This is a genomic window from Streptacidiphilus sp. P02-A3a (assembly GCF_014084105.1).
Taxonomy (GTDB): Bacteria; Actinomycetota; Actinomycetes; order Streptomycetales; family Streptomycetaceae; genus Streptacidiphilus.
Map to the genome: position 1 here is coordinate 9,278,127 of NZ_CP048289.1, position 24,225 is coordinate 9,302,351.

The 24,225-nt window shown below is 69.0% G+C and carries 24 protein-coding genes and 1 pseudogene; 9 read left to right on the forward strand and 16 right to left on the reverse strand.

Annotated features, from left to right (window positions below):
- Position 1: 1 nt before the first annotated feature.
- The 3 genes from GXP74_RS39680 to GXP74_RS39685 form a co-directional block, all read right to left on the reverse strand.
- Positions 2-601 (reverse strand): SMI1/KNR4 family protein, encoded by a 600-nt coding sequence (locus GXP74_RS39680; RefSeq protein ID WP_182456009.1) that lies wholly within the window; start codon positions 599-601, stop codon positions 2-4.
- A gap of 77 nt (positions 602-678) precedes the next feature.
- The gene (locus tag GXP74_RS41365) at positions 679-1,254 is read right to left on the reverse strand and encodes a LysR family transcriptional regulator (RefSeq protein ID WP_225448520.1); all 576 of its coding nucleotides are present in this window, start codon (positions 1,252-1,254) and stop codon (positions 679-681) included.
- 123 nt (positions 1,255-1,377) lie between these two features.
- On the reverse strand, positions 1,378-2,841 hold the full coding sequence (locus GXP74_RS39685; protein WP_225448521.1) for a hypothetical protein: 1,464 nt from the start codon (positions 2,839-2,841) through the stop codon (positions 1,378-1,380).
- Between the two features lie 81 nt (positions 2,842-2,922).
- Between GXP74_RS39685 and GXP74_RS39690 the strand changes: the two are divergent.
- The 3 genes and pseudogenes from GXP74_RS39690 to istB (GXP74_RS39700) all read left to right on the forward strand — a co-directional run.
- Positions 2,923-3,330: pseudogene (locus GXP74_RS39690) on the forward strand (helix-turn-helix domain-containing protein); the annotation flags it as partial.
- A 125-nt stretch (positions 3,331-3,455) separates the two neighbouring features.
- The gene (gene istA / locus GXP74_RS39695) at positions 3,456-4,871 is read left to right on the forward strand and encodes an IS21 family transposase (RefSeq protein ID WP_182449779.1); all 1,416 of its coding nucleotides are present in this window, start codon (positions 3,456-3,458) and stop codon (positions 4,869-4,871) included.
- Positions 4,868-5,638 (forward strand): IS21-like element helper ATPase IstB, encoded by a 771-nt coding sequence (istB, locus tag GXP74_RS39700; protein WP_182449778.1) that lies wholly within the window; start codon positions 4,868-4,870, stop codon positions 5,636-5,638. Before istA ends, istB (GXP74_RS39700) begins: the two co-directional genes overlap by 4 nt.
- A gap of 59 nt (positions 5,639-5,697) precedes the next feature.
- On the opposite strand, the gene GXP74_RS39705 is transcribed toward istB (GXP74_RS39700), so the two are convergent.
- The gene (locus GXP74_RS39705) at positions 5,698-5,859 is read right to left on the reverse strand and encodes a hypothetical protein (protein WP_182449777.1); all 162 of its coding nucleotides are present in this window, start codon (positions 5,857-5,859) and stop codon (positions 5,698-5,700) included.
- 34 nt (positions 5,860-5,893) lie between these two features.
- On the reverse strand, positions 5,894-6,142 hold the full coding sequence (locus GXP74_RS39710) for a hypothetical protein (RefSeq protein ID WP_182449776.1): 249 nt from the start codon (positions 6,140-6,142) through the stop codon (positions 5,894-5,896).
- A gap of 129 nt (positions 6,143-6,271) precedes the next feature.
- Here GXP74_RS39710 and GXP74_RS39715 point away from each other — a divergent pair, with 129 nt between their 5' ends.
- Together GXP74_RS39715 and istB (GXP74_RS39720) are read left to right on the forward strand one after the other, a co-directional pair.
- Entirely contained in the window at positions 6,272-7,117 is an 846-nt protein-coding gene (locus GXP74_RS39715; RefSeq protein ID WP_370468520.1) for an integrase core domain-containing protein, read from the forward strand.
- Positions 7,117-7,956, forward strand: coding sequence for an IS21-like element helper ATPase IstB (gene istB, locus GXP74_RS39720; protein WP_182456011.1), 840 nt, complete (start codon positions 7,117-7,119; stop codon positions 7,954-7,956). Before GXP74_RS39715 ends, istB (GXP74_RS39720) begins: the two co-directional genes overlap by 1 nt.
- A gap of 42 nt (positions 7,957-7,998) precedes the next feature.
- On the opposite strand, the gene GXP74_RS39725 is transcribed toward istB (GXP74_RS39720), so the two are convergent.
- From GXP74_RS39725 to dnaB, 5 genes are all read right to left on the reverse strand, one after another.
- Positions 7,999-8,553 (reverse strand): TniQ family protein, encoded by a 555-nt coding sequence (locus tag GXP74_RS39725; protein ID WP_225448523.1) that lies wholly within the window; start codon positions 8,551-8,553, stop codon positions 7,999-8,001.
- Positions 8,550-9,671 (reverse strand): ATP-binding protein, encoded by a 1,122-nt coding sequence (locus tag GXP74_RS39730; RefSeq protein ID WP_225448524.1) that lies wholly within the window; start codon positions 9,669-9,671, stop codon positions 8,550-8,552. Before GXP74_RS39730 ends, GXP74_RS39725 begins: the two co-directional genes overlap by 4 nt.
- Complete coding sequence (locus GXP74_RS39735; protein ID WP_182456013.1) at positions 9,668-11,791, reverse strand: DDE-type integrase/transposase/recombinase; 2,124 nt, start codon at positions 11,789-11,791, stop codon at positions 9,668-9,670. The genes GXP74_RS39730 and GXP74_RS39735 overlap by 4 nt, the downstream gene beginning before the upstream one ends.
- Entirely contained in the window at positions 11,788-12,507 is a 720-nt protein-coding gene (locus GXP74_RS39740) for a TnsA-like heteromeric transposase endonuclease subunit (RefSeq protein WP_225448525.1), read from the reverse strand. Before GXP74_RS39740 ends, GXP74_RS39735 begins: the two co-directional genes overlap by 4 nt.
- A 201-nt stretch (positions 12,508-12,708) precedes the next feature.
- Positions 12,709-14,262 (reverse strand): replicative DNA helicase, encoded by a 1,554-nt coding sequence (dnaB, locus tag GXP74_RS39745; protein ID WP_225448526.1) that lies wholly within the window; start codon positions 14,260-14,262, stop codon positions 12,709-12,711.
- Positions 14,263-14,769: 507 nt separating this feature from the next.
- On the opposite strand from dnaB, the gene GXP74_RS39750 reads away from it, so the two are divergent.
- Positions 14,770-16,101 carry an MATE family efflux transporter gene (locus tag GXP74_RS39750; protein ID WP_182456015.1) on the forward strand — a complete coding sequence of 444 codons (1,332 nt, stop codon included), beginning with the start codon at positions 14,770-14,772 and terminating at the stop codon, positions 16,099-16,101.
- 33 nt (positions 16,102-16,134) lie between these two features.
- Here GXP74_RS39750 and GXP74_RS39755 read toward each other — a convergent pair whose 3' ends face one another.
- From GXP74_RS39755 to rpsF, 5 genes are all read right to left on the reverse strand, one after another.
- Positions 16,135-17,295 (reverse strand): hypothetical protein, encoded by a 1,161-nt coding sequence (locus tag GXP74_RS39755; protein ID WP_182456017.1) that lies wholly within the window; start codon positions 17,293-17,295, stop codon positions 16,135-16,137.
- Between the two features lie 254 nt (positions 17,296-17,549).
- Entirely contained in the window at positions 17,550-17,996 is a 447-nt protein-coding gene (gene rplI / locus GXP74_RS39760) for a 50S ribosomal protein L9 (protein ID WP_182456019.1), read from the reverse strand.
- A 19-nt stretch (positions 17,997-18,015) separates the two neighbouring features.
- Positions 18,016-18,252 (reverse strand): 30S ribosomal protein S18, encoded by a 237-nt coding sequence (gene rpsR, locus GXP74_RS39765; protein WP_030254746.1) that lies wholly within the window; start codon positions 18,250-18,252, stop codon positions 18,016-18,018.
- A gap of 114 nt (positions 18,253-18,366) precedes the next feature.
- Entirely contained in the window at positions 18,367-19,008 is a 642-nt protein-coding gene (locus GXP74_RS39770) for a single-stranded DNA-binding protein (RefSeq protein WP_182456021.1), read from the reverse strand.
- A 114-nt stretch (positions 19,009-19,122) separates the two neighbouring features.
- On the reverse strand, positions 19,123-19,413 hold the full coding sequence (gene rpsF / locus GXP74_RS39775; protein ID WP_182456022.1) for a 30S ribosomal protein S6: 291 nt from the start codon (positions 19,411-19,413) through the stop codon (positions 19,123-19,125).
- A 369-nt stretch (positions 19,414-19,782) separates the two neighbouring features.
- Here rpsF and GXP74_RS39780 point away from each other — a divergent pair, with 369 nt between their 5' ends.
- The 3 genes from GXP74_RS39780 (at position 19,783) to GXP74_RS39790 (ending at position 22,472) form a co-directional block, all read left to right on the forward strand.
- Positions 19,783-20,124: a hypothetical protein gene (locus GXP74_RS39780; RefSeq protein WP_182456023.1), complete on the forward strand. Its 342-nt coding sequence runs from the start codon at positions 19,783-19,785 to the stop codon at positions 20,122-20,124.
- A gap of 136 nt (positions 20,125-20,260) precedes the next feature.
- Positions 20,261-21,379, forward strand: a complete 1,119-nt coding sequence (locus tag GXP74_RS39785; protein WP_182456026.1) for a peptidoglycan bridge formation glycyltransferase FemA/FemB family protein — start codon at positions 20,261-20,263, stop codon at positions 21,377-21,379.
- Positions 21,380-21,437: 58 nt separating this feature from the next.
- Entirely contained in the window at positions 21,438-22,472 is a 1,035-nt protein-coding gene (locus GXP74_RS39790) for an alanine racemase (RefSeq protein ID WP_182456027.1), read from the forward strand.
- A 112-nt stretch (positions 22,473-22,584) separates the two neighbouring features.
- On the opposite strand, the gene GXP74_RS39795 is transcribed toward GXP74_RS39790, so the two are convergent.
- Entirely contained in the window at positions 22,585-24,087 is a 1,503-nt protein-coding gene (locus GXP74_RS39795; RefSeq protein ID WP_182456029.1) for a glycosyltransferase family 87 protein, read from the reverse strand.
- Positions 24,088-24,225 lie beyond the last annotated feature (138 nt).

Here is a 24,225-nt window from a genome sequence, read left to right on the forward strand (position 1 = left end):
GTCAGTCACCCCTGCTGGCAGAGCTTCGCGTGGCGAGGCGGCTTGTTTGGTGCCGTGCAGCCGGGGAGGTGAGTTCCAACGCCCGATTGTCGCGGCCGCTTGCCATGTGATCGAGCCAGCGTTCGTACCAGGCCAGGAAATCACTTGCCGAGGAGACGTTGGGTCCCCAGAAGCCGTCGCTGTTCCCAGTGAGGATTCGCCCGGTAAGCGGTCCCGTGATGCCGAGAAGGACAAGGTCGCTGCAGCCGGCTTCGATGATGTTCAGGAAGAGGTCGCCCTCTGCCCTCCTTCGGTCGGTTGCCGTGAAGCCCCGCGGGACGCCTTGCTCCCCACGGGAGTCCATGGTGAACAGCTCACACCTGTCCAAGGGCAACAACCCATAGAAGGGTGAAGCCCCGCTGCCGCCGAGTTCGGTGAGGAACGCGCGATAGGCATCGGGGAGCTCGATCTGAGTCTCAGCTTCAAATCGGGATACCCGGGCTGCCGACAGGGGCGGAGCGAGCCGGAACTTGTGCTGTTCCTCACCGAACGAGTGGCTTCGCTGCTGGACAAAGGGGACCTTGGCCAGCTTGCGCCGCAGGCGGGGTATGCGGGAGTCCATGTGAACTCTTCTCTCGTGTCGGCTGCCAATCTATCGAACCGGTTCGGCACGGAGGGTGGTGCGTTTTCCAGCGGATTTCATGGCGCCCCACCATCCTGGAAGGTGCGAATGGCTCTGAGTACCCTCTTCCCCAAGGTGGTCAACGCCATGGGTCGGCCGCGTTCGGCTCTGACCAGCAGCGGCCCGCCGAGCTCTCGTTCGATCCGGTTGATCTGCGCGACGAGGGTGAACGTGTTCAGACCGAGGCCTGCCGCTGCCGCGCCGAGGCTGGGATAGGCGGAAGCGGCCGCGAATCGGTTCAGGCGTTCGTTGGCGCCGTGACCGTTGAGTGCCAGCCGGAGGATGCGTGGCGCTCGGTGGGCCTCGTCGGCCGCGCGAAGTGTCTGGCTGTGGCTAGCGCCTCCGCGTGATCGCAGCGTGATGTTGTGGGTCTTGGCCCAGCGGGCCATGTTCGCGGTACTCATGCCCTTCTCGCGGGCGAGGTCGGGCAGAGTCCGACGCTGATGGACGTACTGCTCGATCAGCCAGTCGCGGTCGACGTCTCCTCTCCGCCGGTAGTCCTGGGGGCCGTCGCGCAGTGGGATCTCGTACTCCTGGGCGAGCCTGGTGAGCACGCCGCGGGAGAATCCGCTGAGGGCGGCGATCTGGTTCAAAGACTGGTGCTCGTCGAGATATAGGCGGACGAAGGTCTCCCTCGGCACGTCCTGGCGGGCCCTGCGGCGGACGTCGCCGGTTGCCCTGGCCGCGGATGTCGTCAGCGGTGCGGCTGGCGCGGGCTACTCGTCCAGGATGAGGCGGATCGCCTCGATGCTCGTGCCGAGGGACTCGGCCGCGTACTGAGCCGGGTTCTTCTGCTGGCGGATGATGCGGTGCAGGTGGGGAATGTCGATGCGAGCAGGGTCGGGACCGGGAAGGTCGAGCCCGTCGAGCAGAGAGATGGGTGGACGCCAAGTCACCGGCTCATCGCGGACACCGTGGCTGGCAAGGAGCTCGTTCGCCACTTGGTCGAGTTCCGCAGCCAGCTCGGGGGTATGCAGGGCAGCAGTGCGGGCGACCTCGGCTCTGAAGGGTGCTTCGCCGCCGCTGGGGTATCCGGGTGCGGCCTCGGTGGGAAGGCCGCTGATGCGTTGGAACAGCTGCGACCGGACGACCTGCTCACGTCGGACTTGGCCCGGTGGTGTGCCGGTTCGCCGACAGATGCCCACCCACTGCTCATGCGGCAGCAGACCGGTGTAGTTCAAGCGGCGGCGCCGTCGGTAGTCGATGGGGACGTCGTGGGTGTCGAGGTAGTCGGCCAACCTCATCAGGGCGGTTATCATGGCCGGCCAGTGCGGCTGGTCGTCCAGCAGTTGCAGGATGCGCGAGATCTCGGAGCCCTCGGTAATCGCGCCGAGGCGCTGGGCGGCAGCGTCGAGCTTGGTCTTGCTGCCGACGACCAGAAGTGCGCTGGCCAGGACGGGGGCGAGAACCCTGGGGTAGACACCGTCGGACGGGGCGAGTCGCAATGCCCAGGACTGCCAGAACATGCCGGGAATCTTCCCGGCCCGCCGCGTCAGTTCAGCATCGGTGAGATTCGGCCTGCTCGGCATAGCGGTCACCGTACGGAAGCGGAGCTGGTCGCTGGGGCGGAGCGATGGGGCGAGCGCGGCCAGGTGCACGGCGTTCGGGACAGGGCTCAGCCCGCGTCCCCAGTCGTCGATGCTGCCGGCGCTGATCTGCCCGAGTTCCTCGCGCATTGTCTCCAGCAGACCCCGCATCACGTCCCCGGCCTCGTGGACCTCGCGGTGTTCGAGAACTCGCAGCGCGATGGTCACCGCAACCGCTGTGCTCACGGCCCGTGGTGGGGCCATGAAGCCGGGGCGCTCGACAGCGCGGGATGCCAGACGAGAGCCGGGGTCGGGCACGAGGTGCCCGTCGGCGAGATCGGGCGGCACCAGGTTCGTGATGGCGTTTTGCGGGAGGTCTGCCAGCACGCGGCCGCCGAGGGCTCGGATGTCCGCGAGGGCGGCCTGTGCCGGCTGAGGATTGCCGATGTAGGAACCGGAGGCAGCCATACCGGACTCAATGATCTCCAGCAGGCGGTCCTGTGCCCTCAAGGCCGGATGACCTGCGGGCAGTAGAAGCGTCCGGGTCAAGGTCAGGTCGAAGCCGCAACCACCAGAGGGACCGCGGTCCGGGGCTGAGGGGGGATTGCCGCAGATGCTCGGCTGGGTGTCGGCAACGGGTGAAATGAGGACCACGGACGGCGTATCAAAAGCGGGCCACCGGGTGATCTCTTGATCATTCTGACTTCATTGGGCTGGAGTCAGGAGGAAGAGAGGGTGATCCACGTGGAGGACTGGGCTGAGATTCGCCGGTTGCACCGGGCTGAGGGGTTGTCGGCCCGGGCGGTGGCCCGGCAGCTGGGGATCTCCAGGGGTACCGTGCTGCGGGCACTGGCCTCGGACCGGCCCCCGCAGTACCGGCGCCCGCTGAAGGGCTCGGCGGTGGACGCGGTTGAGCCCGCGGTCCGCGAGCTGCTCAGGCAGACCCCGACGATGCCGGTGACGGTGATCGCGGAGCGGATCGGCTGGGACCGCGGGCTGACGATCCTGCGTGAGCGGGTGCGTGAGCTGCGGCCGGCCTATCTGCCGGTGGACCCGGTCTCGCGCACGGTCTACGAGCCCGGCGAGCTCGCACAGTGCGACCTGTGGTTCCCGGCCGTCGACATCCCGCTGGGTTACGGCCAGTTGTCGGCGTACGAGCGAACATGCGCCACCTCGTACGGGTGATTGTGCTCCAGAAGTGATGCGGTGGCGGGGTGGTGTCCGCGAGTCTGCTGTTGTCCGTTCGGGTGGCAGAGGGGCGGCTGGCCGTGGTCTTGGACCCACATCGCTGGTTGGAGTTGAGGCGATTTCGCGCCCTGTACGAGTCGGGCGCGATGAGCCAGCGGCAGATCGCGAAGGAGACCGGGCTCAATCGCCGCACGGTCGCCAAGTACTTGTCGGGTGAGGTCCCGGCCGCGCCACCGCAACGGGAGTCCGGCGCCTTGCCCAGGCAACGGGCGGTGGATGAGGTCGCTCCGCTGATCGACGCGATGCTGCGGTCCGAGATCCTGCTCAAGGGAGCGGTGATCCACGAGCGACTGGCCCAGGAGTACGGGTTCGCCATCAACTACCAACGGGTCAAGATCTACTTGCAGGAGGCCCGGCCCCGGATCGCCGGGGAGCTCGGTATCAACCCCGGCGAGCTGGCGGGCCTGCACCGCCGGTTCGAGGTCGTGCCGGGCGCCCAGGCCCAGGTCGACTGGGGCGACGAGGGACGGATCCTGGCCCACGTCGGCATCCCGAAGGTCTACTCATTCCACATGACGCTGTCGTACTCACGGGACCCCTTCTGCTGCTTCACCACCAGCCAGGACCTGGCGACGTTCTTCGACTGCCACCGCCAGGCGTTCGCGCACTTCGGCGGAGTGCCGATGAGCATCGTCTACGACCGCACCAAGACCGTGGTCCGCCGACACGTCGCCCCGGGCGAAGCTGTCCCGCTCCACCCGGAGGCGGTGGCGTTCGCCGGGCACTACGACTTCGACATCGACGTGCTCGCCGCCTACCGCCCCCAGGGCAAGGGCCGGGTCGAGCGGCAGGTGGCCATCGTGCGCGACCACGTCCTGGCCGGCCGGGCGTTCTCCTCGACCGAGGAACTCGACGCCGCGTTCACCGCGTGGGTGCCGGTCCGGCGCGCGCGGGTGCACGGTACCCACGGCGAGGTCATCGGCCTGCGCGCGATCCGCGACCACGTGGCCTTGCGGCCGCTGCCCCGCGCACCCTATGTGGTCGCGCAGCGGCACCTGCGGCATGTCGGCAAGGATTGCCTGGTCGCCTTCGACGCCAACCTCTACTCGGTGCCCGCCCGCAAGGTCCGCCCGCGCCAACTGGTCGAGGTCCGGGTCACGAAGTTCCAGGTCATACTCCATTCCACTGTCCCCGACACCACTGGCGGCACCCTGCTGGCCGTGCACTCCAGGGCGGTGGGACGTGGTGCCCGCATCGTCGACGAGCGCCACTGGGACGGCCTGCCCACCGGGGAGGGCCGCCGCACCACGACCGGTGACGACCCCCGGCCCCGCCGCGGCCTCGCCCTGCGCGAGGAGGACGGTCCGCTGCGGGCACTGCTCAGTCGGGCCGCCGCTGCCCGCGTCGAGGTGGGCCGGCGACCGCTGTCCGTCTACGACGAGCTGACCGGCACCCGCCCGTTCACCACCCACCCGAGCGCAGAGGAACCCTGTTGAGCGAACTGGTCAGCAACCGCATCCGCACCATGGCCGGCAAGCTCGGCCTGCCCCACCTCGTGGAGAGCCTGAACGAGTACGCCAAGCGGGCGGACGAGGCGAAGATGGGCTACGTCGACTTCCTCGACCTGGTCCTGTCCGAGGAACTCGCGGTCCGCGACGACCGGCGGTTCCGCCAGGGACTGCGGCTGTCGAAGCTGCCGCACCACAAGACGATGGACGACTACGACTTCTCGTTCCAGCCCGAGCTCGACCCGCGCAAGGTCAAGGACCTGGCGACCCTCTCCTTCGTCGAGGCCAAGGCCAACGCCGCTCTGCTGGGCCCGCCCGGGGTCGGCAAGACCCACATTGCCGTTGCCCTCGCGGTCGCCGCCTGCCGGGCCGGCTACTCGATCTACTTCACCAGCCTCGACGACATGGTCCGCCACCTCAAGACCGCCGAGGCCACCGGCCAGCTGACCAGCAAGCTCCGCACCTACCTGCGGCCCAGCGTCCTCGTGGTCGATGAAGTGGGCTACCAGCCCCTGGAACGAGCCGAGGCGAACCTGGTCTTCCAGGTGATCTCCAAGCGCTACGAAAAGGGCTCGATCATCCTGACCTCGAACAAGACCTTCAGTGAGTGGGGACAGGTGTTCGGTGACGAGGTTCTGGCCACGGCCATCCTCGACCGGCTCCTGCACCACTGCGAAGTCATCGCGATCAACGGCAACAGCTACCGCCTCAAGAACCGCCTCCAAGCTATCGAGCGGGAGGCCGATGTCGCCTGAGCGGTTGATCAGTCTTCAAATTTCGGTTGCTGCCGGAGCCGTCGAACAGCTGCGGGCTGTCACTGGAGCGCAGAGGCCGCGTCGTCGCTCTGAGCCTGGTAGACGGTCACAGTCGTGGCCACAGCGTCGACTTCGATCGGTCCGGTGATCCTCAACCAGACCAGTTCGGGCAGGCCCTCGGAGCGATCGAGTCGGCCGAGCGCCTCGGTGGGCCAGGGCAACGGCAACTTCGGTAGGTGGATCAGGGAGATCCCGTCAATAAAGATGGGGGCCAGTTCGGGTTCCCCACGGGTGAACCGAGTAGAGATTGGACAGCGAGACCACCACATCGGGCTTCCACGGCCCCTTGCGCAGCCACACGTCCAGCGTGTTCTCCTTGCGGTCCTCGTTGGACTCGTCCAACGAGATGCGCTCGATGAAGTAGCTGATGCAGGACTCCAACGTGCACGCCGCATTCGTGCATCGGTTCTTGAAGGCGTCGGGTGCCCCATGTTCGTCGACCACGGCACGAGACTACGGTGAGCGGAACGGGCCATGAAAGCGACTTCGCTGACACGGGTCGGTGGCGCACACAACTCCGTACGCACTGGAGCACTCAGATCAGTACGCGGACACCAGTCCGGGCGCCCGCCGGTGCTGGTGATCGTGTCGGGCTACTCGCGGGTCATCACCGCCCGGATGCTGCCCTCACGACAGAGCGGCGACCTGATCGACGGACACTGGCGTCTGCTCGCAGACGGCTGGCAAGCGGTGCCCAGGATGCTGGTCTGGGACAACGAGGCCGGTGTCGGTCGGGGCCGTTTGACCTCCGAGTTCGCCGCGTTCGCGGGCCTGCTCGCGACCAGGGTCCACCTGTGCCGGCCCCGTGACCCGGAAGCGAAAGGCCTGGTGGAGCGCGCGAACGGCTACCTGGAGACCAGCTTCCTGCCCGGACGCACCTTCACCGGCCCCGACGACTTCAACACCCAACTGAGCGCGTGGCTGCAGATCGCCAACCGGCGCCGGCACCGCTCCATCGAGGCGCGCCCGGTGGACCGCTGGGAGGCTGACCGCGCCGCGATGCTGACCGTCCCGCCGGTCACCCCGCCCAACTGGTGGCGCTTCCACACCCGCATCGGCCGCGACCACTACATCCGCGTCGACACCAACGACTACTCCGTCGATCCCCGCGCCATCGGCAAAACGGTGATGGTCCGCGCGGACAACGAGGAGGTCACCGTCATCGCCGGCAACGACGTGGTGGCCCGCCACAGCCGCTGCTGGGCCAGGCACCAGTCCATCACCGACCCCGACCACGCGGCCGCGGCCCGTGTCCTGCGCGGCGAGGTCATCCACCAGCAGGCCGCCCGAGCGGCCACCGCCCGCGCCGCGGCCCTGACCCCCGACAGCCTCGGCATCGACGTCGAACAACGCGAACTGGGCAGCTACGACCGCATGTTCACCCTCATCGAGGGCGGCGCCGGCAAGGAGGACACCTGATGGCCCGCACCACCACAACCCCACGGGACACGGACAGCACCGCGAAGACGAACGGCCAAACTGCCCGGACCGGTCGGCAGACCGCCGCCGACCTGGCCTTCCTCGCCCGCGCCATGAAGGCCCCCGCACTGCTGGACGCCGCCGAGCGACTGGCCGAACGCGCCCAGACGGAGTCCTGGACCCACACCGAGTACCTGGTCGCCTGCCTCCAGCGCGAGGTCTCCGCCCGCGACAGCCACGGCGGAGAGGGCCGCATCCGCGCCGCCCGCTTCCCCGCCATCAAAACCATCGAGGAACTCGACGTCACCCATCTGCGCGGCCTGACACGCCAACAACTCGCCCACCTGGGAACATTGGACTTCATAGCGGCCAAGGACAACGCCGTTTTTCTGGGGCCGCCCGGGACCGGAAAGACACACCTGGCCACCGGCCTCGCCGTCCGGGCCTGCCAGGCCGGCCACCGGGTCGCGTTCGCCACCGCCGCCCAGTGGGTCGACCGCCTCGCCGCCGCCCACCACGCCGGCCGCCTCCAGGACGAACTGGTCCGGCTCGGCCGCTACCCGCTGATCGTGATCGACGAGGTCGGCTACATTCCGTTCGAGTCCGAGGCCGCGAACCTCTTCTTCCAGCTGATCTCGAACAGATACGAAAGGGCCAGCGTGATCGTCACCAGCAACAAGCCCTTCGGACGCTGGGGAGAGACCTTCGGCGACGAGACCGTCGCCGCCGCCATGATCGACCGACTCGTCCACCACGCCGAGGTCCACTCCCTCAAAGGCGAGTCCTACCGCATGCGAGGCCGAGAACTCGGCCGCATCCCCACCACCGACAACGACTGAACACAACGAACGAGACCACACGATGGCCCACGATTGAACCGTTCAGACCGGCCCATTTTCAGCCGTTGCCGACACTGGGGGACCGTCCAGCCGGAGCGGGGCCGCTCCCGCTGGACGCGGTCGCACCTCGGGCAGCAATCCGCCCAGCAGGCGTCGGTGGAGAGGACAAGCAAAAGCCCACCCCAGACGCCAGGTGAGCTTCCAGCGGCCGCCGGAGTCCGCCAGACAGTCCGGGCAGAACCGTGAGCCTCGTCCCCTCCCCCAGAGCACCCTGCGGTTGACGTGCCGGCGGTCCAGGTCGATACGAAGGGCCCGTTGGTCGTAGTGGGCCAGTGTCATGGCCGTGATCGCGGTGGAGTTCAGCCCGCTGGCACGAGCGAGGGCCGTGGATTCCTGCTCCCGCAGCGCGATCGTCCAGTCGGGCGGGATGTCCCGCAGGTGATCCCCGGATCGGCTCCTCACCGGTAACCCGAGGTGTGAACGGACATCGCCCAGTGGGGTGTTCAGGCGCACTGCCAGGGCTTCAAGCCATGAGTCGAGGGCTTCGCCGGGCAGGGGGTCCAGTCGGACGGGGAGTGTTCTGGGGGCGGCTGTCACGCCGCCTTCTTGCGGGTGGTCCGGGGCCGACTGGTCAACTTCCGCTTCTCCAATGCGGCTTCGAGTTCCTTGCGGGCCTGCTCGGATGCCTCGTCGTTCTTCACGCCATCCAGCAGGTCTCGGCTGAGCGATTCCTGACCGTTGCGGACGGCCCGCTGACAGCCTCGATTGATCAACGTCATCAATGAGCCGATGTGGCCGGTGCTGCGAGCGAAGAGGTAGTCCGAGAGGTCGTCGGCGAGCATGCCGGGGTGCTTGTCGGCCAGGACCACGCGTTGCTCCAGGGTCAGCAGCATCTGCCGCCATTCCCGGCGGTTCTTCTCCGTCTCGATGGTGAACGGCCGCATGCCCAGACGCGTGGTGCGGCGGCCGGTTTGGGCCATAACGGCGTCGCCTGTGGCTCCGCCCTCGCTGAACAGTCCCTTGTCGGCCAGTCCGACACCGATCATCAGCAGGGTGACCGGGAACTCGTTGGCAATCCACTTGAGGTGGTTGCTGACCTCAATGCCGTTCGTCCTCTGCCACTTCAGGAAGTGCAGATCATCGAGAGCGAGCAGACGGACTTCGCAGGAGAGCATGCAGTCCAGGGCTCGCCGGCCGAGTTGAGCGGTGGTTCCACGGTTGCTGCCGGGGTGCCCGAAGAACTCCAGCATGGCGCGGTTGAGGTCCTTCATGCCGGTGTTGCCGGTCAGGCCGACGCGACAAACGGGCAGACGCTCATGTCCTTGGGCAGTGAGCTCACCTCGCTCGGCGATCTCCCGGCAGTGGAATTCCTGGAGGAATGCCAGCACGGAGGTGGTCTTGCCAAGGCCGGGGAAGGCGTCGACCGCGACGGCACCCTTGGCCTTGTCGCCGTCCTGCAGGTTGCTGTCGACGATGTCCCACAAGTCCTCGTGCAGATCGGAAAGTTGCGGTGTCTTGATCGGTCCGAGATTGGCGTGCCATTCGCGTCGCAGCAGGTCGTACTCAGCCTTCGCAGCCAGACTCAGCGCCGCGATCTGTGCCATGGTCAACTGCTCGGGCCGGGTGCGGCGCGGGGCCTCGGCGAACGCCTTGAAGTCCTCCTTCCGCGACAGCGCCAGGTTCGCCGGGCTGGGCATGCCTGTCGTGCCGGTCACACGTCCTCCAGCGCGTCCTCGTAGAAGTCGTCCTCGTCGATGAGGTCCTCCAGGTCGGCCTCGTCGTCATCCCCGGTCTCCGCCCGCTCCGGCAGCTCGGGTTCCGTCGTGTCTGGGGCCGCTCCGAGGGCCTTGCGTACCGAGGGAAGCGAGATGACCGTCTCGGTCTCCGGCAGCTCGATGGCCGCCTGCTCGCGGGAGAGCCGCAGGGCCATGCGCCTTTCGGGCAACGTCGTTCCCAGCCCGATGCTCCAGCGTTCCAGCAGGTCAGCGACTGCGAGCCGGTCATCCGGGTAGCGGTACCTCGAAGCCGCCAGCTTCCGCGCGAAGACCAGGGCTTCCTCGCTCAGCGGCATCTGCACAGACGGAGCGTGCTCCCAAAGCAGCGTGTGCCATCGCCGGGTGTCGGGGTCCCGGAAGTAGATCCGGGTGATGTCATCCGGGTCGACCTGAAACGGCCAACTGTTTTTGCCCGGGCCGTCATAGGGGCTCTTGAGGTTGCGACAGGCGTTGAGCCCGGAGCCATTGTAGCGACGGCGGTCGATCTCGACGCCGTAGTGCTGAATCGTGCGCCACTTGGTCTCAAGGAATTCGAAGGCGAGGTCCGGATCCCGGGGAACCTCGATGTAGCCGGCCCTCGCCATGCCGTGCTCGAACATCTTCGCCGGGGACATCCTCATCCCGGGCAGACCCGGATCGAGAAGACCGGAGTGGGTTCGCAAGTGATAGACCATCGCGGTCCATTCACGGATGATCGTCTCCAACTCGTCCAGGAAGAAGAACGCTTCGTCCTCCGGCCTCTCGCCCCGGGAGTGGATGTCGGGGCCCTTGTAGCCGGGCAGCGCCTGCAGCAGGTCCTCGCGGATAGTTCGGAAGAACCTCTCGACGGGGCCCTTGTCCCGGCCCGTTCGTAGCCTCGCTGGTTGGATCGAGATCCCCATCCGGCGACAGACGCTCGTCAGATGCTCCGACACGTAGACCTTGCCGTGGTCGACCACCAGCGTCTCCGGCACCAGCGGCGGAGAGGCGAGCCCCGGGCCCTCGGCCATTCCGACGTCCACCAGCACCGTGCGGGGGATGCCGTGCTCGGGCCAGACCGCGTGTTCGGGCCAGTCATGCCCGGCTGGGCGTGGCCGGAAGGACTGGTAGAGCACCGCGCTGACGTCCACCGCCTTCGTCGACACCGGCGTGAGCCGGATCCCGGTGATACAGCGGGTGTACCAGTCCATACCGACACTGAGTTCGGCCTGCACCCAACGCAGCGTCAACGGATCGAAGGCGAAGACATCCAGCCGGGTGGAGTCCATCACCAGGTATTCGCCCGGCCTGGTCGGACGCAGCTTGCCGTAGACCCCGTCCGGCCGATCCGCGATATCGCGGTTGCGCTTCGTACTCAGGCGGAACAGCGGATGCCGACGCTCTAGTTCAGACAGCAGTCGAAACGCCGTTGCACGGCTCGGCTGCGGGACCACATCCGGACCGAACCTGGCAATGACTCGCGCCCTCGTCCGTGAAATGACCATGGTGCGCGACGGCTTGGATTCGCCCGTGTGCTCAACCATCACCTCCAACGCTGTCTCGATCCACCGATCATCGCCTGCGACCTGCGGCATACCAGTTGCGTGCTTCTTCGGGGCGAGCCCCGCCTCTCCATCCCTACGAAAGTCAGCAACCCACTGCTTCACGGTCCGAAGCGACACCCCCAACTCGTCGGCCTTCGCGGCATACCGGGCCTCCCAGGGGCAGCCCGGAGCGTAGGCGGAGCGGGGCTCCCCGCTGCGGGCAAGCTCCGCACTTCCGGACCGATAGCCCGTCATGAGCTCGCGGACATGCTCAGCCCGCTCCAGCACCTGATTCCTTGCCGTGCTGTCGAGGTGTCCAAGGACCACTGATGCGATCTCTACATCGTCGTCCGTCGACGGCCCATCGCCGTCAGGAATGATGACCGCACGGTCGGAGAACAGAAGTTGTGCAAGCGACAGACGCAGAAAGCGCCCCCGTCCATCCCTCAAGACCACTTCATTGCCCGCCGTGGTCGCGGCCATCTCCACTACCTCGACGGTCTCGCCGTCGTAGCGGAAGCGCGCGCCTACGCCCACACGGACACCGGCCCCGCTCATGCCAGCACCCTCAATACGCGCTGGGAACTGAGAGGTCGCGTGAGGTCTGTATGGAGATCACGGTTCCAGAGAAGATGGTGGAGCGCGGCGCGTACGTGCGGCTCCGGCCGACCCGGCACCGAATGAACAGCCTCGCCCAACGAGACTCCGTCGAGCTCAGCCCTGCGGAGCTCATCCAGCAGCTCAGGGCTGAACAGCCAATCCCTCCGGTAACCGGCAAGGAACCGGATGTTTTCCAATTCTGCCGCCGGGGGCTCGCTCCAGACCTCGTACTGCCATCCCCGGGACTCCACCACCTGCCGGGTCCACTCGAAGACGAAGGCCACTTCAGGCTGGTCCAGCCTCCGGCTCGGCTTTACGTCCACGACCACGGGCCCCTGCTCGGTGATCAGCAGATAGTCCGGGACGTGTCTGCGGACCTTCCCCTCGACCATGGCCTTCAACAGGAACGGCTGGGCCCTGACGTCCTGCACGACCGGGTCGAAGTCGGCAAAGAGCAACCGAGTCAGCTCCAGGCGCGACTCGTAGATCACATGGTCACGCACCGTCGCGCACCAGTAGGTGCCTGAGTAGTGCTTCTGCCCCTTGTACCAGCGGAACGTTCGCCACGGCACGGCTGACCTCAGCAACTCAATGGTCGCTACGGCCCAGTCTAGGCTCTCGACAGCCTCGCCATTCCGACGGCGAACGCTCACCGTGGTGTCAGAACTGTCCATGGTGCACCCCCAGCTCACGAGGAACTGCCCGTGTAGCCAAAGGTTCCAGCACCCCATCCCCAGTGCTGCGGGTCTCTCTCACCTTCACCCAAAAGAGTGAAGGCCCCGACCTGTGAGTCTCAGCGAGACTGCATAAGTGCCGCCGATATGCAGTCAGCCCTGAGATTATGAAGCGAAATTTGAGACCCTACAAGGCCCCGCTCAGCTCTGGGCCATGTCCACGAAGCGGGAGTAGTGGCCCTGGAAGGCGACGGTGATGGTCGCGGTGGGGCCGTTGCGGTGCTTGGCGACGATGAGGTCGGCCTCGCCCGCGCGGGGGGACTCCTTCTCGTAGGCGTCCTCGCGGTGCAGCAGGATGACCATGTCCGCGTCCTGCTCGATCGAGCCGGACTCACGCAGGTCGGAGACCATCGGGCGCTTGTCGGTGCGCTGCTCCGGGCCACGGTTCAGCTGGGAGAGCGCGATCACCGGGAGCTCCAGCTCCTTCGCCAGCAGTTTCAGGTTCCGCGACATCTCGGAGACCTCCTGCTGGCGGCTCTCGGGGCGGCGCGAGCCGCCCGCCTGCATCAGCTGGAGGTAGTCGATGACGACCAGGCGCAGGTCGCTGCGCTGCTTCAGGCGGCGGCACTTGGCCCGGATCTCCATCATCGACAGGTTGGGGGAGTCGTCGATGTAGAGCGGAGAATCGTTCAGCTCCGGCATCCGGCGGGCCAGCCGGGTCCAGTCCTCGTCGGTCATGTTGCCCGAGCGCATGTGGTGCAGCGCGACCCGGGCCTCCGCCGACAGCAGGCGCATCGCGATCTCGTTGCGCCCCATCTCCAGCGAGAAGAAGACGCTCGGGATCTTGTGCTTGACCGAGCAGGAGCGCGCGAAGTCCAGGGCGAGCGTGGACTTGCCCATGGCGGGTCGGGCCGCGACCACGATCATCTGGCCCGGGTGCAGCCCGTTGGTCAGCGCGTCGAGGTCGGCGAAGCCGGTCGGCACACCGGTCATCTGGCCGCTGCGGGAGCCGATGGACTCGATCTCGTCCAGGGCCCCCTCCATGATGTCGCCCAGCGGGGCGTAGTCCTCGCTGGTACGCGCCTCGGTCACGGCGTAGATCTCGGCCTGGGCGGCGTTGACGATCTCGTCCACGTCGCCTTCGGCCGCGTACCCCATCTGCGCGATCCGGGTGCCCGCCTCGACCAGGCGGCGCAGCACCGCGCGCTCGTGCACGATCTCGGCGTAGTACTCGGCGTTGGCGGCCGTGGGCACCGAGTTGACCAGGGTGTGCAGGTAGGAGGGGCCGCCGACGCGGGTGATCTCGCCGCGCTTGACCAGCTCGCTGGCGACGGTGATCGGGTCGGCCGGTTCGCCGCGCGCGTAGAGGTCGAGGATCGCGCTGTGGATCATCTCGTGCGCCGGGCGGTAGTAGTCGTCCGGCTTCAGCACCTCGACGACGTCGGCGATGGCGTCCTTGGAGAGCAGCATGCCGCCGAGGACCGACTGCTCGGCGGCCAGGTCCTGCGGTGGGACCCGCTCGTAGGCGGCGGCCGCGGACTTCTCCTCGTAGGTGTCGTTGTTGCTCCGCCCGCCGCCGCTACCGCCGCCACCGCCCCGGCCGGAGCCGGAGCCGTAGGAGGCCCGGTCGGCCGGGGTGCCGCCGGCCCGCTTGAACGGCAGCCGGTCGCCGGGGCCGGAGCTGCCGGGCTCCGGCGGGGGCGGCCACTCCTCGTCGGGCGGCGGGGCGTCGTCGTCGTACGGCAGGTCGGTCATCGCGCACCCCCGCCAGGGGTCGTTCCGCGTACCTGGCCCATCGCGCGCCTCCCGTGCCGTGCCCCGCTGGTCGTTCCCCGCGTGGGCCCCGGACGGGCCCCGCGTCACCTCTTCGTTCTACGGCACCGCTCTGACACGGCACCGCGCTGAACAAATAGGGCTCCTGCGCACGGGTGCGGCGCGCGGGCAGGGGGCCCACGCTAAGGGGGGAACGGCCCATCCTCCAAGACGGTTATCCACAGGGCATGTGGATGAAGGGGCATCGGCTGTGGAGAACTGCCTCGAAGCTGTGCACGACGCGGGGGACAACCTGTGGACAACCCTTCGACTCCACCCCCAGCACCGCTCTGACCTGCATATACTCGACATGCTCGCTGTGCAGGAGAAAAACTTCACGAACGTCGCGGGGATCACGACCAGGGGTGCCCGAATGGCTACCAGCCGCACTCCTCCGTAATACTCCACCCTGACTATCACCACTTACATGTGGATGACTACGGTAGGACCATGCGATCTCCCACAGCGAGTGCTCCCCGGCGCGGCAGACACGACCGGGAGATCCTCGCCCTCTCCCTCCCGGCCTTCGGCGCGCTGATCGCCGAACCGCTGTTCCTGATGGCCGACTCCGCCATCGTCGGCCACCTGGGCACCGCCCAGCTCGCGGGCCTCGGCATCTCCGCCGCGCTGCTGACCACCCTGGTCAACGTCTTCGTCTTCCTGGCCTACGCCACCACCGCCGCCGTCGCCCGCCGGATCGGCGCCGGGGACCGGCGGGCCGCCGTCCAGCAGGGCATCGACGGCATCTGGCTGGCCGTGATCATCGCCGTCCCGATCGTGGCCGCCGCGATCCCGCTCGCCCCCGAGCTCTGCCGCCTCTTCGGGGCCTCGGCCACCGCCGCCCCCTACGCGATCACCTACCTGCGGATCAGCTCGCTCGGGATCCCGGCAATGCTCGGCGTACTGGCCGCCACCGGCGTGCTGCGCGGGCTGCAGGACACCCGCACCCCGCTGCTGGTCGCCGTCACCGGCTTCTCCGCCAACCTGCTGCTCAACCTGCTGCTGGTGTACGGGGCGGGCCTGGGCATCGCCGGTTCGGCCACCGGCACCGTACTGGCGCAGTGGGGCATGGCCGCCGCCTACCTCACCGTGGTCATCCGCGGCGCCCGTCGGACCGGCGCGAGTCTGCGCCCCGACCCGGCCGGGATAAGGGCCTGCGCCACCGCCGGAACGCCGCTGCTGATCCGCACCCTCAGCCTGCGCGCGGTGCTGCTGATCGCCACCGCCGTCGCCGCCCGGCTCGGCAACACCGCCATCGCCGCGCACCAGGTGGCCATGTCGCTGTGGAGCTTCCTGGCCTTCGCACTGGACGCCATCGCCATCGCCGGCCAGGCGATCATCGGTCGCTACCTCGGCGCCGGGGACGCCGCCGGGGCCCGCGCGGCGACCCGGCGGATGGTCGAGTGGGGCGTCGGCGCGGGACTGCTGCTCGGGGCGCTGCTGCTGCTCACCCGCCCGCTCTACCTGCCGCTGTTCACCGACGACCCGGCGGTCCGGCAGCAGCTGGACCCGGTGCTGCTGGTGGCCGCGCTCAGCCAGCCGGTCTGCGGCGTGGTCTTCGTGCTGGACGGGGTGCTCATGGGCGCGGGCGACGGGTCGTACCTGGCCTGGGCGATGCTGGGGACCCTGGCCGTGTACGCGCCGGTGGCGCTGACCGTCGGCAGCTCCGGCCTGGTCGGACTGTGGATCGCCATCGACCTGTGCATGGCCGTCCGGCTGGTCTTCCTCTGCGTCCGCGCCCGCACCGGCGCCTGGCTGGTCACCGGAGCGGTCCGGGCCTGACCCGGGCCCGGGACCGGCGGCCAGGGCCCGGGACTACCGCAGCCCGCGCTGGTACAGGGTGGTGCCGTGCAGTGGACGGCCGCCCATCGCCCGGAACACCGCCTCCGCCGCCGCGTCCCCCTCCGGCACCCGCCGCCCGCGCAGCACCCGGTATCCGGCCGCGACCAGGTTCCGGTACAACTCCCGCGCCAGCAGCGTCTGGTAGCCCTGCCGCTGACACTGCGGCAGGGTCGCCGCCACCACCAGCGCCGCCTGCTCGCCCCGGCAGCCCGCTCCCGGCCGCCACAGGCCGCCCAGCGGGCCGAACGGACCGAGCAGGCCGCCCCGGCCGCAGCCGCAGCCGCCGGAGCGCGGCGGCGGCTCCGGCACCGCCAGGACGAAGGCCACCGGCTCCCCGGCCCGGGTCAGCCACAGCAGCAGCCGCTCGTCCAGCACCCGGCCGAGCTCCCTGGCCCGCGCCGCGAAGTCCTCGGCGGAGAGCTCGGTGCGCTGCTCCAGGTCCCGCGCGGAGGCGTTCAGGATCTCCCGCAGCCGCGGCAGCACCGCCCGCAGCACCCGGCCGCGGCCCTGGTGCACGGTCAGCCGCTCCCGGGCCAACCGCCGGTCGTCGAAGTGGAAGGCCTTCTCCGGCGGCAGCCGGCCCGGATCGTCCAGGTCCTCGCAGATCCAGGTCCGGCCCGGCCAGCGCCGGGTGAACCGGTGCCGCTCGTAGGCGGCGACGGCGTACGGCGGACTCCAGCCGCCCCCGCTGAACCCGCGCCGGTCGAAGCCGCTGGTGAGCACCCCGGGGGCCTCGTCCGGCGCGTCGGCCACCGGCCCCAGCAGCAGGTCGCAGCCACTGACCGCGCCCGCCTGCTCGGCCAGGTCGAAGAGCTCCTTCGCCGGGTCCCCGCCGCCGGGCAGCCGGTCGGCGAACTCGGTCAGCCCGAACAGCTGGACAGCGCGGCCGACCCGCGCGTCGAGGGCGCTGTGCCGGTGCAGCGAGATCCGGCCGACCGCCCGCCCGGCGCCGTCCCGGGCCAGGTACAGGTCCACCGGGCCGTACCGGCGCTGGTGCCCGTTCCCGGCGTACCAGCCGTGGATGCACCGATCGGGTACCGGGACGTAGAGCGCACGCGGGTGCAGCCGCAGCGGAAGCTCGCAGAACTCCCGCAGGTCGGCCGGGATGGTCACCTTCGTGACCTGGATCGTCATCGCTGGGCTCCCTCTGGTCCGACCCGCCGGTGGCGGCGCCGCGGCGGTGGCGGGACGGCCGTGGCGGGACGGCGATAAGTTACTGCCGAGTACAGGTCCATCGTGCGCCGCTCGGCGACCTCCCGAATGCGCTCCGCTACTCAGCGTGCTACTCAGCCCGGGTCGCCGCCGCTGAGTACCGTCGGCGCCCGGCGGGGACGCGGAAAGGCCGGTCCCAACCAGGGGACCGGCCTTCCGACTGCGCTACGGGACTGTCAGGCGGCGACGACGTTGACGTTGATCTTGGCGACCACGTCGGAGAGCAGCTTGACGGTGACCGTGTGGGCGCCGGTGGTCTTGATCGGCGAGCCGATCTCGACGCGACGCTTGTCGACCAGCGGGCCGTCGACGGCCTTGATGGCGTCGACGACGTCGCCCGGGGTCACGGAGCCGAAGAGACGGCCCGCTTCGCCCGCGCGCACGGCGAGCTTCACGGTCAGGCCCTCAAGCTTGCCCTTGACCTCGTTGGCCTGCTCCAGGGTCTGGATCTCGTGGATCTTGCGGGCGCGACGGATCGCGTCCACATCCTTCTGCCCGCCCTTGGTCCAGCGGATGGCGAAGCCACGCGGGACCAGGTAGTTGCGGGCGTAACCGTCCTTGACCTCGACGATGTCGCCGGCGGTACCGAGGCCGGAGACCTCGTTCGTGAGGATGATCTTCATAGTTCGGTCACCCTCCTATTCAGCGAGCGGTCGAGGTGTAGGGCAGCAGAGCGACCTCGCGGCTGTTCTTCACAGCCGTGGCCACGTCGCGCTGGTGCTGGGTGCAGTTGCCGGTGACCCGGCGGGCGCGGATCTTCCCACGGTCGGAGATGAACTTGCGAAGCAGGTTCGTGTCCTTGTAGTCGACGTAGGTGATCTTGTCCTTGCAGAAAACGCAAACCTTCTTCTTAGGCTTGCGTACAGGCGGCTTCGCCATCATGTACTCCAACTGGTGTTCACGATCCGGCCGGTCCCCTGGCGGGGGCGGCCGAGTCGCACGGGATCAAGTCTGAGCGGGCCCGCCCCGCGAGGGGTGGGCCCAGCACACTGCCTAGAACGGAGGCTCGTCGGAGAATCCGCCGCCGGCCGGGGCGCCCCAGCCGCCGCCCTGCTGACCGCCGCCCGCCGGGGCGCTGGACGCCCAGGGGTCGTCGGCCGGAGGACCGGACTGGCCGCCGCCGGACTGGCCGCCGCCGGAGTTGCCGCCCCAGTTGCCGCCCTGGCCCTGGCCGCCGCCGAAGCCGCCGCCACCGCCCTGGCCGCCGCCGTAGCCGCCACCGCCCTGGCCGCCGCCGAAGCCACCGCCCGGGGCGCCCTGACCGCCGGTCCGCTGGGCCTTGGTGACCTTCGCGGTGGCGGAGCGCAGGGACGGGCCGACCTCGTCGACCTCGACCTCGTAGACGGTCCGCTTCTCGCCCTCCTTGGTGTCGTACGTGCGCTGACGCAGACGGCCCTGGACGATGACGCGCATACCGCGCTGCAACGTCTCAGCGCAGTTCTCCGCCGGCTGACGCCAGACGTTGCACGTGAGGAAGAGGCTCTCGCCGTCCTTCCACTCGTTCGTCTGGCGGTCGAACGTACGAGGAGTTGACGCGATGCGGAACTTCGCGACGGCCGCACCCGACGGCGTGAAACGCAGCTCGGGGTCGTCGACGAGGTTGCCGACAAGAGTGATGACGGTCTCGCCTGCCATGGTGGTGATCGACCTCTCGGTGGGAGCGGTTCCGTTCAAGCAGTGCTCACCGCACCGGCCGTACGGACGGCCGAGCAGTGCAGTGCTTCCCGGGGGAAGCACTTGGGGGTTGCCTCAGTGGGTGTCCGGGCGGAGCACCTTGGTGCGGAGGACCTGCTCGCTCAGGTTGAGCTGCCGGTCGAGCTCCTTGACGACCGCAGGCTCGGCCTTGAGGTCGATCACCGAGTAGATGCCCTCGGACTTCTTGTTGATCTCGTACGACAGGCGACGCCGGCCCCACGTGTCGACCTTCTCCACGTTGCCGCCGCCGGTGCGGACGACATTGAGGAAGTTATCGATCAGGGGGGAGACAGCGCGCTCCTCGACCTCAGGGTCGAGGATCACCATGACCTCGTAATGACGCATGTGGAACCCACCTCCTCTGGACTCAGCGGCCACGGTCTTTCCGTGGCAGGAGGGTTTTGAGACGCGTCGCAACAGTAGCGGCCGGCACTGACAACGAGCGGCGAACCGCATCGTCACGCCAGTTGGAAGCCGAACCACACCGGTGCAGACGGTCCAGACTACAGGCACCCGAATGGGGTCTTGAAATCCACCCCCCAATCGACGCAATCTGTACACATCGGGTATGGAGTGCCCTACAGTGCGCCACCGCACCCGAGGCCGTACGGCCGACCCCCGGCCGACGGCCAGCCTGCGCCACGCGCGGGTCCGGCGGCAGTCGCTGCCGCCCCGCCCGAGCGTGCGCCCAACCTCCCCAAGGAGGCGGGTTCCATGGCCCAATCCACCGGGCAACCGCACGGCCAGTCCCACAACCCCAGCTACTGGACGAAGCTCGTCCGCGACGACGCCAGAGCCCACCCGCTCCAGGACACCCTCGCCGGGCTGACCATGGTCCTGGGCGCCATCGCCATCGCGACCTGCATGTTCCGAGGCCTGCACATCCTGGCCTCGTGGACCGGCTTGTTCGGCGTGTTCACGGCCGCATGGGGCCAGTACATCTCCACCAACACGGCCCAGCGCTTCCTGTTGATCATCTTCGGGGTCGCCTCGGCCGTGGGCCTCGGCATCGGCCTGGCGCACGGCGGCCTCCTGGGCGGTGTGGTCGGCTACTGACCCCCGTCCCCGACCCCGGAGCGACCCTCCGGGGGAATCGGCACGCCCGCCGACCGGGCGTCCCTATGGGGGTGCTCCACCAAGGGCAGTAGGCTTCGCGCTTGACGCGACCTGACGCCCGAGGAGCACCCCACACATGAGCCTGCGCCTGAGGACCATCAGCCGGGAGGAGCACCTGGCCTTCATCAGGAGCCTGCCCTCCGCGAGCCACATGCAGGTGCCCAGCTGGGGTGAGGTCAAGGCGGAGTGGCGTTCCGAGAGCATCGGCTGGTTCGACGAGCGCGGCGCGATCGTCGGCTCCGGGCTGGTGCTCTACCGGCAGATCCCGAAGGTCAAGCGCTACCTCGCCTACCTGCCCGAGGGCCCGGTGATCGACTGGTTCGACCCGAACCTGGACCGCTGGTTGCAGCCGATGCTGGCGCACCTGAAGTCCCAGGGCGCGTTCACCGTGAAGATGGGCCCGCCGGTGATAATCCGCCGCTGGCAGGCCGAGAGCATCAAGAACGCCATCGCCGGCAAGGAGGCCAAGCGGCTGCGCGACATCGAGGCCGACTGGTACGAGCCCCGGGCGATCGACACCGCCGACCGGCTGCGCCGCCTCGGCTGGCAGCAGGGCGAGGACGCCGGGGCGGGCTTCGGCGACGTCCAGCCGCGCTACGTCTACCAGGTGCCGCTGGCCAACCGCTCGCTGGACGACGTCCTGAAGGGCTTCAACCAGCTCTGGCGGCGGAACATCAAGAAGGCCGAGAAGGCCGGGGTGGAGATCGTCCAGGGCGGCTACGACGACCTGCCCGCGTTCCACCAGCTGTACCTGGAGACCGCCGAGCGCGACCACTTCATCCCGCGCCCGCTGTCGTACTTCCAGCGCCAGTGGACCGCGCTGACCAACGAGGACCCGAACCGGATGCGCCTGTACCTGGCGTACCACGAGGGCGACGCGCTGGCCGGCACCACGATGATCACCGTCGGTGAGCACGTCTGGTACTCCTACGGCGCCTCCACCGTACACAAGCGCGAGGTGCAGCCGAACAACGCCATCCAGTGGCGGATGCTGCGGGACGCCTACGCGCTCGGCGCGACCGTCTACGACCTGCGCGGGATCAGCGACACGCTGGACGAGACCGACCACCTGTTCGGCCTGATCCGGTTCAAGGTCGGGACCGGCGGCCAGGCCGCCGAGTACCTCGGCGAGTGGGACTTCCCGCTGAACAAGCTGCTGCACAAGGCGCTCGACATGTACATGAACCGGCGCTGACCCACCCCGTCCCCCGCCCTGCCCCACCGCACGGATTTCACGGAAGGCCCCAAGCCCCATGGCGCTCACCCTGTACGTGGACACCCACCGCTGGCGTGCCCACCAGCGCTCCGTGCTGGAGTCCTTCCCCGGGCTGGTCCCGGTGGCCAAGGGCAACGGCTACGGCTTCCGCAACCTGCGGCTGGCCGAGGAGGCCACCCGGCTGGACGCGGACGTGCTCGCGGTCGGCACCGCCTACGAGGCCGCCGAGACCAAGGACTACTTCGGCCGGGACCTGATCGTGCTCACCCCGTACCGGATCGGCGAGGACCCGGTGCCGCTGCCGCAGCGGGTGATCCGCACCGTCGGCACCGTGCGCGACCTGCGCGGCCTGGTCGGCGGCCGGGTGATCATCGAGTGCATGACCGGCATGCGGCGGCACGGGATCACCCCCGAGGACCTGCCCAAGCTGCGGTCGGCCCTGGAGGACGTCCGGGTCGAGGGCTTCGCCGTGCACCTGCCGATGGACCGGCCGGACGGGGTGGACCCGCTGGCGGAGACCATCGAGTGGGTCGAGCGGCTGCGCGCCGAGCGGCTGCCGCTGCGCCGGATGTTCGTCAGCCACCTGCGCTCCGGCGAGGTCGCCGAGCTGGCCCGGCGCTACCCGGACGTCCACTTCCGGGCCCGGATCGGCACCCAGCTGTGGCTCGGCGACCACCAGGCCATCGACTGCCGGGGCACGGTGATGGACGTGCACGCCCTGACCAAGGGCGAGCGCTACGGCTACCGCCAGCACCGGGTGCCCGGCGACGGCCACCTGCTGGTGGTGGCCGGCGGCACCGCCCACGGGGTGGGCCTGGAGGCCCCGAAGAACATGAGCGGGCTCACCCCCCGGGCCAAGAACCTCGCCCGCGCCGGCCTGGCCACCATCAACCGGACGGCCTCGCCGTTCAGTTGGAACGGCGCGAAGCTGGGCTTCGCGGAGCCCCCGCACATGCAGGTCTCGCTGCTCTGGGTGCCCGGCGAGGTGGCCCCGCCGCAGGTCGGCGACGAGCTGAAGGCGACCCTGCGGCACACCACCACGCTCTTCGACCGGATCATCGAGCAGGGCTGAACCTCTCCGCGCGGGCGCCCAATTCGCCTGCGCGCCAACCCCGTTGCGGACACGCACCGAGGGCCTGCGGACAACTCGCTGTCCACAGGCCCTCGGTGAGTTATCCACAGCCTCAGGCCGGTGGCGACACGGGTTCCGCCTCGATTTCCACAGCCTCGCGCTCTTCCTCCACAGCGCGCGACGGGGAGAGCGCGAGGACGTCCGCGAGCCCGTCCAGCACGCCTCCTGACGGGTCGTCACTCCCGTCCCAGCGCACCGCGTCGTACTCGGGCAGCAGCACGTCCCGGATCACCAGCACGCACAGGAACAGCGTGCCGAGCACGTGCACCATGATCGCGCCGTGGTACCAGTCGGTCGCCAGGCCCTTCTGGTTGGGGCTGGAGGTGTAGGCGAAGTTGTACCAGATGGCCAGGAAGTACAGGACCTCACAGGCCTGCCACACCAGGAAGTCCCGCCAGCGCGGGCGGGCCAGCACCGCCAGCGGGGTCAGCCAGAGCACGTACTGCGGCGAGTAGACCTTGTTGGTCAGCACGAAGGCGGCGATCACCAGGAAGGCCAACTGGGCGAAGCGCGGACGGCGCTGGGCGGCGAAGGCCAGCCAGGCGATGCCCAGGCAGCAGAGCGCCAGCAGCAGCGCGATCACCAGGTTGACCCGGGAGGTCGGGAAGCCGCTCGGCAGCCAGCGGTTCTGCTCCAGGATCAGCCAGACCGAGCCGTAGTCGATCCCGCGGGTCTCGCTGTACGTGTAGAAGGTGGCCCAGCCCTGGAAGTTGAGCACCATGAACGGCACGTCCACGATCAGCCAGGCGACCAGCGCCCCGGCGAACGCCCGGCCGAAGTCCCTGATCCGGCCCGCCCGCAGGCAGAGCAGCAGCAGCGGACCGAGCAGGAACACCGGGTAGAGCTTGGCGGCGGTGGCCAGCCCGATGAACACCCCGGCGAGCACCAGCCGCTTCCGCGCCCAGCAGGCCATGCCGACCGCGGTCAGGGCGACCGCCAGTATGTCCCAGTTGATGGTGGAGTCCAGGGCCAGCACCGGCGCCAGCGCGAACAGCAGCGCGTCCCAGGGGCGGCGCCGGTGGGTGCGCATCACCGCGATCACCGCGATCACCGCGCAGACCATCAGCATGCCGGAGTTGACCAGCCAGAAGACCTGCTCGCGGTGGACGTCGCCGCCGCTGCCCGGGGTCAGCCAGGTGGCCACCAGCATGAACAGGCCGGTCAGGACCGGATACTCCAGGTACTGCATGTGCGGGTCGGTGGCGCCCGGCAGCTTGTCCAGGTAGGGGATGTTCCCCAGGGAGAAGCCGCGCAGGGTGAACAGGTGCGGGATGTCGCTGTAGCAGGCGTGGTCGTACTGCGCGGTCGCGCCGTAGAACCAGCCGCTGTCGTAGCAGGGGACCTTCTGCACCATGCCGAGGGCGAACACCACGATGGTGCAGATCGCCAGCACCCGGGCCGCGGTCCACCAGCTGACGCCGAGCAGCGCCCGCCGACCGGGGGCCCCGCCGATGATCTCACTACCGGCAGCAGCCACCGGATCCTCGTCGGCGGGGACGACGACAGTGTCCTCTGGCGGGGGAGTGGGCAGTGTGCTCGACGTCATGGCGCACATCCTGCCGCACGATCCTTTGTACGGGGCCGTGCACCCGGTACTTGTTACCGGCCGCCCGCCCGGTACAGCCGAACTGTCCGTTTCCTACCCGCGTCCGGCGGCCGGGCAGCGCCGCGGCCCCGGCGCGCCGCCCCGCGA